Consider the following 15070-nt stretch of genomic DNA (forward strand, 5'->3'; position numbering starts at 1 on the left):
TAGCCGAAACCTGGTTAAAGATCGGGTTTTCATCCAATTAGCTGGCTCGTAATCTTAAAGCCCTACCTCATGTCAATCGCCAATCATTTACCAGAACAATTACTGGAATTAGCTGTCCGCAACGGTGCAACTGCCGCCGAAGTTTACCTATCCAGTTCGATCTCCCATCCCGTCTATTTTGAGTCCAACCGTCTCAAGCAGCTAGAAAGTACGGAATCGGCAGGATTGGCACTGCGGTTATGGAAGGACGGTCGTCCTGGCCTGGCGATCGCCTATGGTGAAGTGGAGCCACAAACACTGGTCGATCGAGCCATAGCTTTGAGCGAACTGAACGATCTGGAAGAGCCTAACCTCACGGCTAATACCCTCAGTGCCTATCCTAGAAGCTATGGTAGCGGTGTCAGCGTCGAGCAGTTAATCGACTGGGGACAATCTGCAATCGAGCGGGTACAATCCGCTTACCCTGAGGTACTGTGCGAGTCGCAGTGGGACTGCACGGTGGAAACCATGCGCCTGGTCAACTCTTTGGGACTGGACTGCGGCTATGATGACAGCACCCTGGACGGCTACGTTAGTGCCGAGTGGATTCGTGGGGATGATTTCTTAAATGTTTGGTATGGCGAATCGGATCGCGAACAGTTAAGACCCGAAGCGATCGCCAACCAGATTCTCCAACATCTAATCTGGGCGCAAGAAAATGCCGCTGCCCCCAATGGCAAAGTGCCCGTCCTATTTACCGCAAAAGTGGCGGATACGCTTTGGGGCGTGGTAGCCGCTGCCATGAGCGGTCGTCAGGTACAGCAAAAGGCCAGTCCCTGGACTGATAAGCGCAACCAACCCGTAATCGCCGCAGAATTTACCCTGGAGCAACGCCCAGACTTTGGGGTATACAGCCTGCCCTTCGATGATGAAGGCACGCCAACCGAAGCTATGACCTGGATCGACCGAGGGATATTGCAAGATTTCTATGGCGATCGCCGTACTGCCAAGGAACTCAAGCTTCAACCCAGGGGGAACGGTTTTCGGGGCGGATTGGGCAGTTATCCCAGTCCTGGCCTATTTAACCTGGTGGTTAGTCCTGGGCAAGGCAGTCTGGTCGAGTTAATTGCCTTCATGTCCGATGGCATTATTGTCGATCAGATTCTTGGCGGCGGCCCTGGCATATCCGGTGACTTCTCAGTCAATATCGATTTGGGCTATCGCGTTAAAAATGGGGCGATCGTGGGGCGGGTCAAGGACACGATGGTAACCGGTAATGCCTACACCGCCTTGCAAAACCTGATTCAGCTAGGTGGTGACAATGAGTGGCAGGGTTCAATCTATCTACCCTCGATGATTGTAGACAGTCTGACTGTTACCAGCCGTAATTAATAACACGACAACCATCGTACGTTTTGCAGGGTCGGCAATGCTCACCCTGCACCCCGTCCTAAGCCTGTTGGTTATAGTTATAGCCGTAGACAGATCTATTAGGATAGGGGGTGTGGGGGCTGCGCCCCCCCGCAGGGGTTCCACCCCTGCACCCCGTCCTAAGCCTATTGGCTATAGCTATATATGACGAAATTATGAGCGTTTACTTTAAAAACTGCACTAGAATATAGGCAATTTAATCAAGTAAGGATGAAATATGACAGTCGCTTACCCTCGTAAACTTCGCAACCAACTGAGCGCCCTGGATATTCTCAGTCAAGTTGTCAAGCAACGCGAAGTTCATATGGTAACGCTGAATCGCTACCGCTTTAACGAACAACGCAGTTGCAAGGATCTTACCGAGCTGATCGAACAGTTGGACGGTCAGCCCAAGCAGCTAGTGCGCGAACTTTCCCATCATGTATCGGATGAAGCTCGTCATGCTTACTGGTTAACCGATTTGCTCGACGAACTGGGCGAGGAGATCGGTACTCCACCCGGAACCTCATATATTGACGAATTCGAGCGCTTGCTAAATCGCGCTTCCACCAATAGTAAAGAAGATACGATTATTGACGCTTTAGCTGCGATCAATGTTACGGAAAAGCGGGGATGCGAATATTTCTCCGCTCATATCAAAGCACTAAAGGCAGCGGAACAAACTCCAGAAAATATCAAGATCCGCGAGACCATCGAACGCATCATGCCGGAAGAAGCCGGTCATGTCCGTTGGGGCAATCGCAAGCTTGCTGAAATTGCCCAGCAAAGTCCCAGACATAAAGCTAAGGTAGAAAACGCTAAGCTTAAATACGCGGCGATCGAGCAGGCTGCCTTTGAGTCTGGAATGGATGTCTTAGCTGGTGCGGAGTTTCGCCGCGTCGATAACCTGATGAAGGTAATCGATACGCTACCGATTTGGCAACGCCCTCAATATTTGATCGAGCATTTGCCTCAAACTTTGCTCTCGCCAGAACTGCAAAAGACGCGCATCGAGCTGGTGCAAAGAGCGTGGCAGCGCGACCCTGTAGCCTTCGTGGAAAAATTTATCCCCATGTTCTTTGGCGGTGACCTCAAAGCAGCCCAAAAAGCGACTCAATAGTGTCTTTAGTAAGGGCGAACGGCCGTTCGCCCTTAAGAGCGGGTTTGGGATAAATTCCTAAGCGATTAGATCTTCAATAATGGCTGCGTGATCTAAACCTTCCTCTACCATAGCTTCTACGCGGTTCAGGCGTTCTGATAACCCCACAATAAAGCGATTGCAGTCAGCTCCCATTGACTCGCAAGATGTTTGTACTGCTAGCAGATCGCGACTTGTCAAACGACTAAAGAATGAAGTTAAAATACCTGCTTCCAGGTAACAGCTAGGTAAACTAGCATTTGACATAGCTTTGCTGTAGGGAGAATTGAAGGTCTTAATCAGCAACAAGCCTTGCCCCTGGTGCTCGGGATCGAACTCCAGTCTTCCCCAACCGTGGGTAGCCCAGCACTCCTTCAGGCATTGGATGAAAGTTGCCATGTCCATCTCAGATAGGGACGTGTTGTAGTAGTCCGTTATTTCTTCGCTGAAACGGGTGTAGAAGTTCTTGCCCCACCACTTTCCGCAGTTGAACAAAACCAGGCGGGATGCTTCGCCAGTTTCTTGCTCTAAACCTTCATACAAAGCAGCAATCAACGTATCTGGCACGGCAATCAGGCGATCGCCGCGACGGTTTTCTAAAAGACCTAATTCTAGATCGCCACTGATATAGTTCTCGTAGCTAAAGTAGTTACCAGGGATGCGATCTTCTTGAAGTAAATCAGCAACAGAAATCATAGTTTTTAAGATGGTAAATGTGGATAGTTACGATCAATAAATTAGAGTCACTTGAGCGCTAGTAATCAGCGGTTGCATCAGACCCAGTTGCTCGTTGGATAGTTCTTCCTTGAGTACCTGATTGAGAGATTTGTAAAGAGTTTCGTTCAGGCTCCGCATATCAAACTGCGACACAATCTGCTCCAGCCATTTTAGTAGTCTGACTTTGATAAATTCTTCGTCATTTAACAACATGCCCATAGCACAATAGCGAACCACGAGGATTAGATTCTTAATGCCCCGCTCTAAGTCTTCTTCAGCGACTTTGGGTAGCTCTCCTTCGGTGCGATCGGCTACGGCTTGCATGATATCTACTTCGCGATCGCGTAAGAGCTTGTATAGATTTATGCGCTCTGGTAAAGATTGCACGTATGCTTCTAGGGTGTCTAATTCCTCGGCTGCGAGGTAACGATCTTGGGCGCGCTCAATTAGTTCTTCGATCTCATTGTTCATGGATAGTTACTCAGTCATTGCTCGTGTGGTGGTTAAATGTGGAGGATGCGATGTTGTGTCTTAGCGAGTTTTGAATCTAGCATTAGAAAAACTGAGAGATATCTGCTAAGAAATCATCTAAAGTATCGATTTTATGCTCGTTATCTTCGACTACTGCTGCCGCTGGAGTAGGAGCTGCCACTAACGGCGCACCCGCCCAGGGAATAGCATTGAGATAATCCCGCACTGACATCTTGAAGTTCAACATTAATGCCGGAGCAACCGTGAATGCTGCAGATAGTTCTGATGTCTCAGATTGACCGTTAATTTCGGGCTGGGCTGCGGCAACCGATACTACAGGAATCGGACGATTTTCCCAATTAACTTCTTGCCAGAACTTCTTAACAGTTTGGCGCATCAATAGACTGTAGTCGCTCATCGTAGTAATTCTCCATCGCGCAAGCGTCTCTCGATATCGCGGCTGGTTGCTCCTTCATTGAGCCAGAATGCAGCGGCATCAATGCGATTTTTGCCACCCAGTAAAAACTTACAGAAGTTTTCACCCATGGAATAGCACTGAATTTCGATGCAATCTAACTCCTTTTTGACCAAACTGGTGAAAAAGCCGGAGAATAAACCAGCGTAGAGATGGCAGACTGGCTTGCCTACATCCCCCAAACTGCGTGCTACGGCGGAGTCGTAAATGCTGATAAACATAAACCCCTGCTTGCGATCGCTCATGTCCATCTGCCAGCGTCCCCAACCTTGGGAGGTAAACGGCCACCACCAGGTTTCCAGTAAGAACGGCAGGTTAGCCTGACGAATACTACGTCCAAAATCGCGCTCGAACCACTCAGTAAAGAATTCTGCGTCCTTGCGACCCCATTCGCAGCCAATCGTGTACATTACTGCTGCCGAGGCTTCTCCCACCTCTTCTTCTAAACCTTCCTGGAGACCAATAATAAAATCTTCACTGGTAAAGATATTGCGCAGGCCGTTCCAGTCATCGATTACGCCTCGCTCGGAGTCCGGCTTAAAAAAATCTGCAAAACTGTAGTGATTGTTTCTTCTATTGGCAGTAGCAATAGAACGCTCGGCAGTAACGGTCATAATTTGGCATACTCCTTAAATTAACACTTGGAATTTCGAGCTATGCGCGATACTTGGTTCTTGACCTCCCTACAGGCAATAAACTTTTATCCTGGTGGAGCAAATCTCGGCATGGCAGATGGATAAATCTGTAATCGAGCAAATTAATTATCTATACTCTCCGGGTGTGCGATAGTTGCTCGCCTACACGAAAGTCAGTATTTTCTAATTGCCTGATAGTTGAACGTGTAATTAGCTTACCCACTTCTACTAAAGTTTTACCTGTTACGGGGTGTAACAAGGGTTTTTCACAACGACGGCCAATCAGCGCTTCAATATCTTGAATTGACTGCACGTACATACCAACTGGCAGCTCTACGACAACTCCCTCACCCATTACTCTGGCTTGACAGGCTAAACGAGAGTTAGGCTTGCAGGTAGTAATTACCTCTAGGGTGCGCTGCTCCCTTTTTGCCATGGGGCTAAGAGCATCCATCCCTTCTTGAATGTAAACGTGACAAGTTGCACACATGCCGCGTCCACCACACTCTTTAAGGATATTGAGATCCTCTGCCATTAATATAGATAACAACGCACCATTTGTAGCAATGTCTGCTTCCTGTGCGATTGGTTCAATTCTAACTTTCTTTGCCATTATTGTAGTTTCCCTATTTACCCAGCACGGTGCGTTACAGTTTTAAGTTTATCTCAACATAAATTATGCCCATTGGTTGACCTGATGCGATCGCATTGGTTGCGATCGACTCTATGAATGAGTTGAGAGTTTGAGCTACAGCGAGATACAGCACTACAAATTCTTGTGAGGATGGGATGCAGCTCGCACGCCCTACAATGTACGCACAAGTTATCTTGTTCATCGTTTGATGCTTTAGATCCCCCTAAATCACCCTTTTTAAGGGGGTTGGGCGATCTAAAGCATCTTCAGCCTTTTTAGAGATGTGTGTGCTCAGGGAGGGGAACAAAACCAGAGCGGGGGCTATGCCCCTGCGACCCTTATGTATAAAGGGTACGTACAGGTTAAAGGAGATAAGGATTCCGCGTAACATCAGTTATAAATATTAATAAAGATTTATTGCAATATCTAAATTAAAAGCTGGGACGTTGGTAGAAATTATGGCAGTTTGAGAAAGTTTTTCAAACTGTGAGGTCTTCGGATGTAGTATGGGGTTGTACGCAGTGTTACTCTCTGTGAGGCAGGCATAGAGCTAAGTCAGGCTAATCGCACAGATCGAAATTCTGAATAACATATCCGAGCATGAATTTTTACCTAATTTTATGATCGACATTCCTTTCACTCTAGACCAGCTAAGAATTTTAAAGGCGATCGCAGCAGAGGGTAGTTTCAAGCGTGCGGCTGATAGCCTGTATGTCTCTCAACCTGCGGTCAGCCTCCAGGTACAGCATCTAGAGCGCCAACTCGACGTTCCCTTGTTCGATCGTGGCGGCAGGCGGGCGCAACTTACAGAAGCAGGACGGCTGTTGTTGTCCTACGGCGATCGCATCCTGAGCCTATGCCAAGAAACCTGTCGTGCTATTGACGATCTGCAAAACCTCAATGGAGGCACGTTAATCATCGGTGCGAGCCAAACCACCGGCACGTACCTGATGCCGCGCATGATCGGTCTGTTTCGGAAAAAATATCCCGATGTCGCAGTGCAACTTCACGTCCACTCTACACGCCGTACTGCCTGGAGTGTGGCTAACGGACAGATCGATCTAGCAATTATTGGTGGGGAAGTACCGCCGGAGTTGAAAGAGGATCTGGAGATCCTGCCATACGCTGAAGATGAATTGGCATTGGTGCTGCCCATCCTCCATCCCCTAGCAACAGTTAATGTTTTGCAAAAAGAAGAACTGTACAAGCTGCAATTCATTACCCTGGACTCCCAATCAACCATTCGCAAGGTGATCGAGCAAGTCTTAACTAAAAGCGGTATCGACCCGCGCCAACTGAGTGTCGAAATGGAATTAAACTCGATCGAGGCCATCAAAAATGCGGTGCAAGCTGGTTTAGGTGCGGCATTTTTGTCCGTCACGGCGATCGAAAAAGAGCTACAGATGGGCGCAATGCATCGCGTTGCCATTGAAGGTGTGGAAATCAAGCGCACCCTCTGTCAGGTTCGCAACCCCAATCGCTATAGATCTAGAGCTACCGAAGCTTTTTGTAATGAGATTCTGCCGCTGTTTAGCGACCATCTCGCAGTTGCCTCCGCTGCCAGCATATAGGGACTGCCAGGAAACTAAGATAACCGCGATGCGTTATGGCTATCGCCTAACACATCCTACAATTGGGACTAACACGTCCTACTGATAGATCAGCTTGCCTTTGATTTTTTATCGCCGTTGGACTGGGCAAGTAAATAAATTCGATCGCTCAACTGTCTGATTAACTGCGCTGTATCGGCATCGGTAGCTTGCAGTTGGGTAACCTTGTCACAGCTATACATGACAGTGGTATGGTCTTTGCCACCAAACTCTTCGCCGATTTTGGGCAGGCTGAGGCTGGTATGTTGACGCATCAGGTACATGCCAATTTGACGCGCTTGACTGATTTCCCGCCGCCTGGAATTACCTTGTAGGTCAACTAGATCGATACTAAAGAAATCGGCTACCACGCTCAGCACCAACTCGGCAGAGACCTCAACGGGTTCTTTCGGGGGATTGAGTGCTGGAGCCACATTCTCTACAGTCATTGGTAGACCGGAAATGGAGATATAAGCTACAGCCCGTACCAGAGCGCCCTCTAGCTCGCGCACGTTGGAGGTGTAGCTAGCCGCAATATGGTGCAGTACATCGCTGGGGATGCGTAAGTTTTCATGCTCTGCTTTCTTTTGCAAGATTGCCATGCGCGTTTCTAGATCCGGCACCTGAATATCTGCTATCAACCCCATAGAAAACCTCGAGCACAAGCGTTCCTGTAGGCGGGGTATGTGGGCGGGAGGGCGATCGCTAGCCAGGATAATTTGCTTGCCGGCCTCATACAGTGAGTTGAACGTATGGAAAAACTCTTCCTGGGTGTATTCTTTGCCTTCGATAAACTGGATGTCGTCCACTAAAATCATGTCTACATCGCGATAGTGTTCGCGAAAGCTCTGCATGCTATCTTTACGAATTGCCGAGATCAAGTCGTTGGTAAATTGTTCCGTGGAAACATAAAAAATCCTGGCTTCTGGCATGATTTCTAGACGGTAGTGCGCTATCGCTTGCATCAGGTGCGTTTTGCCCAATCCCACACCACCACATAGGAATAGGGGATTAAACTCGCGTCCCGGCGACTCGGCCACGGCAAGCGCCGCCGCATGTGCCATGCGGTTTGTCGCCCCCACTACAAACCTCGAAAATACATACTTGGGGTTGAGCGTGCTTTTTTTGGGCACGTTGCTGGTCTCGGGCACGTGGATTGCTGCTGGTTTTAGTGCGGGTTCGGCAGCAGATTTGGCGGCGGCCTTAGTGGCGGCAGCCTCCTCCTCTCCTACCAGCTCATCTGCCAAATCTTCCTGGTTAGCCTGAGAGGTAACCACAATAACCTCAACGGGATAACCCAGAATTTGCGTCACGGCATCGGTAATATTTTGGTGATAATATTTGACCAACCAATTGCGGGCAAACGGATGTGGGGTACGGAGAGTTAAGCGCTCTGGAGTTAGCTCTTCGGGTTCTACGGTCTTGATCCATGCCTCAAAGGTAGGACGGCTAAGCTGCCCTTCTAACAGGCCAAGCACCTGATTCCAAAGAGTTTCTAAAGAAATATCCACAGTTTGTTCTAACTTCAGACAGCAAAATTATAGATAGGAGAATAATTCTAGCTTCTAGCTAACGGTATCGACCCAAAATAAAATCTTTAAATTATGAACCAACGCCCCAGACTAGCATTGACCTTAGGAGATCCAGCGGGAATTGGTCCCGAGATAGTTTTGAAGGCTCTAGCTAACTTAAAACATTCTCAGGTTTCAGCTAAGATAACCGTTGTCGGAGATAGTCGTCAAGTAAGGTTAGCATATTCACGACTGCGCCCGTTTTCTGAGGAATTGGCCGACCCTGACAGTTTTGAAATTTTAGACACTAAAACTAACCTGGAAATTAGTTGGGGACACGGCAATGCGGCTAGCGGGGAGGCAAGTTTTGTTTATTTAGATACGGCGATCGCCCGCACCTTGGCAGGCGAGTTCGATGCCATTGTCACGTCACCAATTGCTAAATCGGCATGGAAACTTGCAGGGCACGATTTTCCCGGTCAAACTGAGTTGCTTGCCCAGCGTTGCGACGAGTCGCAGTTTGGTATGTTGTTTGTAGGTAAGTCGCCCTATTCGGGCTGGCTGTTACGCACTTTGCTAGCAACCGTGCATATTCCCCTCGCAGATGTCCCGAAAGTCCTGACCCCAGAGCTAGTAGAGCGCAAACTCGATCTGCTGTGGCGATCGCTTCAGGATGACTTCAACTTGTCGGCTGCTAGAGTAGCGGTTGCCGGACTAAATCCCCACAGCGGCGAGCAGGGGCAGTTGGGGCGAGAAGAGCGGGATTGGCTGGTGCCGCTATTGCAAGATTGGCAAGCTAAGCATCCAAACGTGCGTGTAGACGGCCCCATACCGCCGGATACGATGTGGATTAACCCGGGCTTAGCTTGGCACGATCCAGCCCAGGCGAACCTGGGTCATGATGCCTACCTTGCCATGTACCACGATCAGGGGTTAATTCCGGTAAAGCTGCTGGCATTTGAACAGGCTGTCAATACAACCATTGGCTTACCCTTCGTGCGTACCTCTCCCGATCGCGGTACCGCCTTTGACATCGCCGGGCGCGGCATAGCCAGCTCAGCCAGTTTAGAGGCCGCGATCGCGCTTGCTGCAGAGCTAACTACTACCAAGTGGCAGCACGACCGTAAAAGTGGAACCAACTCCTAACTCGCTCTCCACCAAAACCACTCCTCCCAAAATGTCCGCGTAATTTTTCACGATCGCCAGCCCTAAACCATCGCCTGGAATGGTATCGACATTTTCAGCGCGGAAAAAAGCATCGAATATTCTTGTTTGAGCATGGCTGGGTATGCCGATACCCCAATCCTGCACGCTAAAAACGGCAGCATCGGTGCTAAAAGGTAGGTTTTGCCCTGCTAACTGACTGGCATCCTCCAGCGGCATACATGTGAGGTGCAGGTTGACTGCGCCACCAACTGGGGAATATTTAATTGCGTTGGAGAGGAGGTTATGCAGGATCTGATACAGTAATTTTTCATCCAGGTAGGCGTTGCGATTGTTGCTGCGATCCAGGAAGCCGATTTCATAGCTGCTATATTCCTGGCGAAATTCGTCAATCAGATCCGCACAAAATTTTCCTAGCTGGAAAGAGGTTGGCTTAGGTTCTAGTTTACCTAGCTCGGATTTACTAATGGAGGTAATGTCATCGAGTAGCTTTGTCATGCGCGCGATCGCTCTGCGGATATGCGCGTAGCGCTTGCTCTTTTTTTCGTCAGATAGCTTGTAACCTTGACTTTCCAGCAGATCGGTAGATAGGTAGATGCTAGAAAGCGGCGTGCGGAACTCGTGGGAAAGTACCGACACAAATTCTGATTTGAGGTTATTTAGCGACTCGACCTGATGGCGCAGTTGTGCCTCCTTTTCGAGGGCTGCCTGCAGGCGCAGGTCTGCCTCTTGCTTGCGCAGCGCAATTTCTATCGTCGCTCTTAATTCGTGGGACTTAAACGGTTTGATCAAATAGCCAAATGGTTCGGCAACTTTAGCGCGTTGCAAGGTACTTTCATCCCCAAACGCTGTCATAAACACCACGGCAGTCGGCGATTGCCTGGATATTTCTACCGCCGCTGCCACACCATCGATCTCCCCCTTCAGCATAATATCCATCAAGATGAGATCGGGCTTGACGTTACTGGCTTCTTTAATCGCCTCTGCCCCAGAATCAACTATGCCAACTACATCGTAGCCTTGTTGGCGCAAGCGTCCTGCAATATTCTCAGCAGCGATCGCCTCATCCTCTACAATGAGAATCTTTGCCTGCGGCATAGGTTTATAGCCTCTCTTTGTACTGTAACTCTGTAAAAGTCAACTTGAATAGAGTACCTTCTTTCAGGTCTAGCTCGATTTTCCCCTCTAATTGGCGAGTTAGCATGCGCACCAACCTTAACCCCAGCGAGTTAGTGTTTTGCCAATTAATACTTTTACAAATCCCTACGCCATTATCTCCTACGGCCAGCACAAATTCGCGATCTTTTAACTGTTCTTTAGAGTCAGAACGAACGTGTAGTTGCAAGCGCAGGATACCAGGATACTCAGGCGGGAAAGCATATTTTAACGAATTGGAAACCAGTTCGTTTACGATTAACCCGCAGGGCATGGCAGTTTCGATGTTAACCGTTACCGGCTCTAAATCTAATTGCACCTGGACGGATTGAGGATAGAAACTGTAGGATGCCAATAAGTTATCTACTAAATCCTTGAGATAGCGATCGAACCCGATCGCACCTAGATTTGCCGATTGATAGAGTTGTTCGTGAATCAATGCCATCGAATTAATCCGATTTTGACTGTCTGTAAATAGGTCGATCGTTCTAGCATCATCAATGTACTGAGTTTGCAGATCTAACAGGTTAGAGATGACGTGCATGTTATTTTTGACGCGGTGGTGAATTTCTTTGAGCAGTACCTCCTTCTCTTCTAATGATGTCGCAACCAGTTGCTCCGCTCGCTTGCGATCCGAGATATCAGTAGAAATGCCGCAAACTGCGTAGAATCGATCGGCAGTATTGTGGAGTGGAAACTCGATTGAAAGAAGGGTTCGATCGCCTTCTGGCTGGGAGATTGTTTCTTCAAATTCCTTGGGCAACTCTTCCGCAATTACCTGCCGATCGTGCTCCCACAATCGATCTGCTAGATCTTTAGGAAAGATATCGCGATCGGTTTTTCCTAAAACTTCTTCTCTAGTGAGATGAAAGAGAATTTGGAATTTGCGATTGATTAATATATATCGACCTTGTAGATCTTTGAGGTAGATCGCAGCCGGGGCATTATCGATAATATCCTGCAATCGTGCCTCGCTTTCCTGTAGTGCGGTTTCTGCCTCTTGCCGCATAGCTATAGCTCGGTGCTGGGGATCGATCGCTTTAAACTCAACGGCATCATTTGAGCGATCGTGGTTGTTGGTAGCTGCAAGCAGCGATCGCATCACTCTTTGCTCGGAGATCGCGCCGATCGGTAGATTCCCAGGATCTACAACTGGTAAATATTGCAAGCGATGGCGATGAAATAGATCCAGCAGGTGATAAGGATCGCTTAACTCGCTTTGGCTGACCCGGATGGTTGAAGGTGGGAGGCAATCTGCAACCCTGGTCTCCAGGGCGGTCTCCAGGACGTTAGATTCACACGACGGTTGGACAAACACCCTTAGTGCTTCTTTTGCTGTGAGAATACCCCTAATATTTTCGCAGTCCATAACCAGGGCGTAGTCATAATTAGATTGCGCAATTTTTGCGATCGCCTCTCGAAGGGTAGCTCGAGCGCTAACAATCGGAGGCTGATAGTCAATGGCATCCAGCATCTTGCTAATCTAGCCCTGCTTTGACGAACTTACATTTAATATTGAGTATACCCAAATCAATTTTGAAAATTCGGCACGGTAATACCAATTCTCTAAAGTGAAATTACAGATTACTGGAGGGGCGAACGGCCGTTCGCCCGTACTTAGATTGATATGTAGTTCAATTTTGAAGAATTGGTATAAGGTGGGTATCTTTCCCTCGCAGGCTTTTAGCCTGCCATGCGGATGGTGCAATTACTGAGTAAGCTTTTCTGTTTGACGGACTGGTATCGTTACGGCAACAGTTTCGACACGGGGAACTTCTGTATTTGATGCTTCCGTTAAACTCAATTGAGGCTCGCGGGCAGCCGTTACTGCCGTTTGTTCGGGCAGCCAACCCAAGAGCGGTAAAGGTACGAGGTTACTCAGGTTGGTAATCAGTACTAAAATCCATAGGTTAGCAAAGTTAACGTCCGTCACGCCCAACCAGTGCGTGAGTCCCGCACCTAGCTGGTACGAACACAATCCCGCTACGTTCATTACGGACATCAAAAGTGCAAATAAAGTAGCTTCAATTCCCTCTGGACAAAGACGAGCCGCAAGCACCAGGACGGGCATGTACGCAATTCGTCCCGCTACTGTGAGGATGAGGCTATCCCCCAAGCTAAACCAGCGATCGTCAATGCCAAGACTGCGGTTAGTATGGGTGATCAGGATTAAACTAGTCAGTCCCAAGATAGTGGAAATAAGCGTAGTCCACAGAAATATGCGACGCATCGGTACGGATTTGAGGTAGCGCTGGAAGATCCATACACCGACCAATCCTGCCAGGCTAGTTGCCAAGCGTACCGTACCTAAAAATTCTGGATTAAACCCCAGTTCGTTGGTCGTGAAGAAAAAGAACGCCGTGTCAGCCGAAGGGGTGGCTTGCCAGAGAAAAATAAAAGCGGCTGGCAGCCAGATTTGCTTGCTGGTAAACGCCTGGCGCAGTTGGTGCCATTGGTGTCCGATATTCGGCTGAGTGCTGTCGATCGCGCTATTTTCAGATTTTGCAGATAGATCGGCGATCGCGAAGGCGGCGATTGCTACTAACAAAGGCAAGGCGGCTGTAATCTCGAATACTACTTGCGTACCCCACCGCTCCAGCACAAAGCCACCAAAATAGGCTGAGGAAATTGCACCCACCGAAACGGCTGCCCAACTGAATGACTGCAGAGAGCCAGCATCACCTTCTGACTCCGAACGCGCCCTTTGGACGACTAGAGCATCGGTGATGGCATCGGAGCAAGCAACGGATAGAGAAGCCAACCCAATCGCGATCGTGGCAGCTAGGGGAGTTTCCACCACCATTGCCATGCATAACCAGGCGATCGAACCTAAGAGGCTCGACAGCACTAAATAGGGTCTGCGCCTATAGCCTCCGATGGGGAAGCTATCCGAAATCATGCCGTAGAGAGGTTTTACCGTCCAGGGTAGCATGGCAATCCCGACTAGGGAGGCTACTTCAGCGGGACTAAGACCGAGGCGATCCTTTAGAAAAAAGCTGACAGCCAGATGGGCCAGTCCTAGCGCTCCCTGCACAAAATAAACCAGGGCGATCGCGCCTAGTTCGAGATCGAACCGAAAATTTTTAGACTTATTTACCCAATCTGAGTGGCTGAACACAGTAATGATTAAGAAATATCAACAACTGCAATCTATCTTAACTGTATTTTAAAAATCTACAAATAGCTATCGGCGAACGGGGCGTTAAATCATAGATTTAACGCCCCGTTCGCTTCCTCGGATTGTAAGATTTGCTAGGCAGCGGTTGCCATTACATACTTAAGGGTTGATAAACCCTTTTTCACTTGTCTGGAAATAGTTACGGCGCTGACTCCTAGCATTTTGGCGACTTCTCTTTGAGTCAAGTCTTCAATGAAAACGAATTCCATAATTTCGCGAGTGCGCTGCTCCAGGTAGCTGAAAGCTTGTTGCAGTCTGATGATTTCATCGCGGTTGTTTTGCGTTTGCGATCGCGGATCGCCGACCAGGTCGGCAAGGCAAATTGAGTCTTCTTCACCATTGCGCACAGGGGCATCCAGGCTGATGGGGGAGCGGTTATAGTGGGCTAGCTTAATTTCCTGCCACTCCGACATAGTAATTTCTAGAAAATTGGCAATTTCGCGATCGGATGGCTCGCGGTTTAGTTCGACTCGTAGTAGGCGGCTGGCGCGGCAGCCTTGTTCGTATAGCTCTTGCCAGCGACGGGGCATTCTCAAAGTCGAGCTTTTATCGCGTAGATAGTGCTGGATTTCACCACGAATGTAGCGCGTGGCAAAAGAGCTAAATGCATAACCGCGATCTACCTCAAATCTATCGATCGCGCCAATGAGACCAATAGAACCAACCTGGAGTAAATCTTCGTAGGATTCCGAACTCTGGTTAACCCAATAACTCACCTCTTTCTTGACTAACCCAATGTTGAGGCGTACCAGTTGGGCTCGTACCTTAGATGATGGCTGCTGGCGATATGCTTTTAGCAATTCTAGCGTTGTGCTCTTGTCTTCCTGCGAGAATTCTTTATATTTAGAGAATTGCGTAATCCCAGCCGTCGATCTTGAAGTCTCTAAAGTTCCCCCTGCTAAATGGTTCATTAATTTTGTTCCTTATTTTATTCAATACTTTTCAGTCATAAATTCATTAGTCGCAGCATTTCTGCTTAAGCCATCAATGGCTGCCAATGAGTTTGTAGCTATG

14 protein-coding genes are annotated in these 15070 nt (G+C 48.5%); 4 read left to right on the forward strand and 10 right to left on the reverse strand.

All coding sequences use genetic code 11. The features are described 5' to 3' along the window. The first annotated feature begins 69 nt into the window (after positions 1–69). Both PSE6802_RS0122635 and PSE6802_RS0122640 read left to right on the forward strand, forming a co-directional pair. The gene (locus PSE6802_RS0122635) at positions 70–1371 is read left to right on the forward strand and encodes a TldD/PmbA family protein (RefSeq protein ID WP_019502315.1); all 1302 of its coding nucleotides are present in this window, start codon (positions 70–72) and stop codon (positions 1369–1371) included. A 256-nt stretch (positions 1372–1627) separates the two neighbouring features. After that, complete coding sequence (locus tag PSE6802_RS0122640; protein ID WP_019502316.1) at positions 1628–2509, forward strand: ferritin-like domain-containing protein; 882 nt, start codon at positions 1628–1630, stop codon at positions 2507–2509. 57 nt (positions 2510–2566) lie between these two features. On the opposite strand, the gene PSE6802_RS0122645 is transcribed toward PSE6802_RS0122640, so the two are convergent. From PSE6802_RS0122645 to PSE6802_RS0122665, 5 genes are all read right to left on the reverse strand, one after another. After that, positions 2567–3223 carry a V4R domain-containing protein gene (locus PSE6802_RS0122645; protein ID WP_019502317.1) on the reverse strand — a complete coding sequence of 219 codons (657 nt, stop codon included), beginning with the start codon at positions 3221–3223 and terminating at the stop codon, positions 2567–2569. Between the two features lie 33 nt (positions 3224–3256). Beyond that, the gene (locus tag PSE6802_RS0122650; RefSeq protein WP_019502318.1) at positions 3257–3715 is read right to left on the reverse strand and encodes a globin family protein; all 459 of its coding nucleotides are present in this window, start codon (positions 3713–3715) and stop codon (positions 3257–3259) included. 82 nt (positions 3716–3797) lie between these two features. After that, positions 3798–4133 carry a hypothetical protein gene (locus PSE6802_RS0122655; protein WP_019502319.1) on the reverse strand — a complete coding sequence of 112 codons (336 nt, stop codon included), beginning with the start codon at positions 4131–4133 and terminating at the stop codon, positions 3798–3800. Continuing rightward, positions 4130–4804 carry a V4R domain-containing protein gene (locus PSE6802_RS0122660; RefSeq protein WP_019502320.1) on the reverse strand — a complete coding sequence of 225 codons (675 nt, stop codon included), beginning with the start codon at positions 4802–4804 and terminating at the stop codon, positions 4130–4132. The genes PSE6802_RS0122655 and PSE6802_RS0122660 overlap by 4 nt, the downstream gene beginning before the upstream one ends. 151 nt (positions 4805–4955) lie before the next feature. Further along, positions 4956–5438 (reverse strand): 2Fe-2S iron-sulfur cluster-binding protein, encoded by a 483-nt coding sequence (locus PSE6802_RS0122665; protein WP_019502321.1) that lies wholly within the window; start codon positions 5436–5438, stop codon positions 4956–4958. A gap of 641 nt (positions 5439–6079) precedes the next feature. Here PSE6802_RS0122665 and PSE6802_RS0122670 point away from each other — a divergent pair. After that, entirely contained in the window at positions 6080–7030 is a 951-nt protein-coding gene (locus tag PSE6802_RS0122670; RefSeq protein ID WP_019502322.1) for a LysR family transcriptional regulator, read from the forward strand. Positions 7031–7119: 89 nt separating this feature from the next. Here the strand turns inward: PSE6802_RS0122670 and dnaA are convergent, their stop codons facing one another. After that, on the reverse strand, positions 7120–8559 hold the full coding sequence (dnaA, locus tag PSE6802_RS0122675) for a chromosomal replication initiator protein DnaA (RefSeq protein WP_019502323.1): 1440 nt from the start codon (positions 8557–8559) through the stop codon (positions 7120–7122). A gap of 93 nt (positions 8560–8652) precedes the next feature. Here dnaA and pdxA point away from each other — a divergent pair, with 93 nt between their 5' ends. Next, positions 8653–9705, forward strand: coding sequence for a 4-hydroxythreonine-4-phosphate dehydrogenase PdxA (pdxA, locus tag PSE6802_RS30020; RefSeq protein WP_019502324.1), 1053 nt, complete (start codon positions 8653–8655; stop codon positions 9703–9705). Here the strand turns inward: pdxA and PSE6802_RS0122685 are convergent. The 4 genes from PSE6802_RS0122685 to PSE6802_RS0122700 form a co-directional block, all read right to left on the reverse strand. Next, positions 9655–10821, reverse strand: a complete 1167-nt coding sequence (locus tag PSE6802_RS0122685) for a hybrid sensor histidine kinase/response regulator (protein ID WP_019502325.1) — start codon at positions 10819–10821, stop codon at positions 9655–9657. The genes pdxA and PSE6802_RS0122685 overlap by 51 nt on opposite strands. Positions 10822–10825: 4 nt before the next feature. Continuing rightward, the gene (locus PSE6802_RS30025; RefSeq protein ID WP_019502326.1) at positions 10826–12352 is read right to left on the reverse strand and encodes a histidine kinase dimerization/phosphoacceptor domain -containing protein; all 1527 of its coding nucleotides are present in this window, start codon (positions 12350–12352) and stop codon (positions 10826–10828) included. 234 nt (positions 12353–12586) lie between these two features. Continuing rightward, on the reverse strand, positions 12587–13996 hold the full coding sequence (locus PSE6802_RS0122695) for a folate/biopterin family MFS transporter (protein ID WP_019502327.1): 1410 nt from the start codon (positions 13994–13996) through the stop codon (positions 12587–12589). 134 nt (positions 13997–14130) lie between these two features. Continuing rightward, complete coding sequence (locus PSE6802_RS0122700; protein WP_019502328.1) at positions 14131–14967, reverse strand: sigma-70 family RNA polymerase sigma factor; 837 nt, start codon at positions 14965–14967, stop codon at positions 14131–14133. Positions 14968–15070 lie beyond the last annotated feature (103 nt).

Origin of the sequence: Pseudanabaena sp. PCC 6802 (genome assembly GCF_000332175.1) — a bacterium.
Lineage (GTDB): Bacteria > Cyanobacteriota > Cyanobacteriia > Pseudanabaenales > Pseudanabaenaceae > PCC-6802.

What these genes read in the sequence shown, in the direction of transcription:
- PSE6802_RS0122635 (WP_019502315.1), top strand. Translation starts at nt 70, where the DNA reads ATGTCAATCGCCAATCATTTACCAGAACAATTACTGGAATTAGCTGTC.
- PSE6802_RS0122640 (WP_019502316.1), top strand. Translation starts at nt 1,628, where the DNA reads ATGACAGTCGCTTACCCTCGTAAACTTCGCAACCAACTGAGCGCCCTG.
- PSE6802_RS0122645 (WP_019502317.1), bottom strand. Translation starts at nt 3,223, where the DNA reads ATGATTTCTGTTGCTGATTTACTTCAAGAAGATCGCATCCCTGGTAAC.
- PSE6802_RS0122650 (WP_019502318.1), bottom strand. Translation starts at nt 3,715, where the DNA reads ATGAACAATGAGATCGAAGAACTAATTGAGCGCGCCCAAGATCGTTAC.
- PSE6802_RS0122655 (WP_019502319.1), bottom strand. Translation starts at nt 4,133, where the DNA reads ATGAGCGACTACAGTCTATTGATGCGCCAAACTGTTAAGAAGTTCTGG.
- PSE6802_RS0122660 (WP_019502320.1), bottom strand. Translation starts at nt 4,804, where the DNA reads ATGACCGTTACTGCCGAGCGTTCTATTGCTACTGCCAATAGAAGAAAC.
- PSE6802_RS0122665 (WP_019502321.1), bottom strand. Translation starts at nt 5,438, where the DNA reads ATGGCAAAGAAAGTTAGAATTGAACCAATCGCACAGGAAGCAGACATT.
- PSE6802_RS0122670 (WP_019502322.1), top strand. Translation starts at nt 6,080, where the DNA reads ATGATCGACATTCCTTTCACTCTAGACCAGCTAAGAATTTTAAAGGCG.
- pdxA (WP_019502324.1), top strand. Translation starts at nt 8,653, where the DNA reads ATGAACCAACGCCCCAGACTAGCATTGACCTTAGGAGATCCAGCGGGA.
- PSE6802_RS0122685 (WP_019502325.1), bottom strand. Translation starts at nt 10,821, where the DNA reads ATGCCGCAGGCAAAGATTCTCATTGTAGAGGATGAGGCGATCGCTGCT.
- PSE6802_RS30025 (WP_019502326.1), bottom strand. Translation starts at nt 12,352, where the DNA reads ATGCTGGATGCCATTGACTATCAGCCTCCGATTGTTAGCGCTCGAGCT.
- PSE6802_RS0122700 (WP_019502328.1), bottom strand. Translation starts at nt 14,967, where the DNA reads ATGAACCATTTAGCAGGGGGAACTTTAGAGACTTCAAGATCGACGGCT.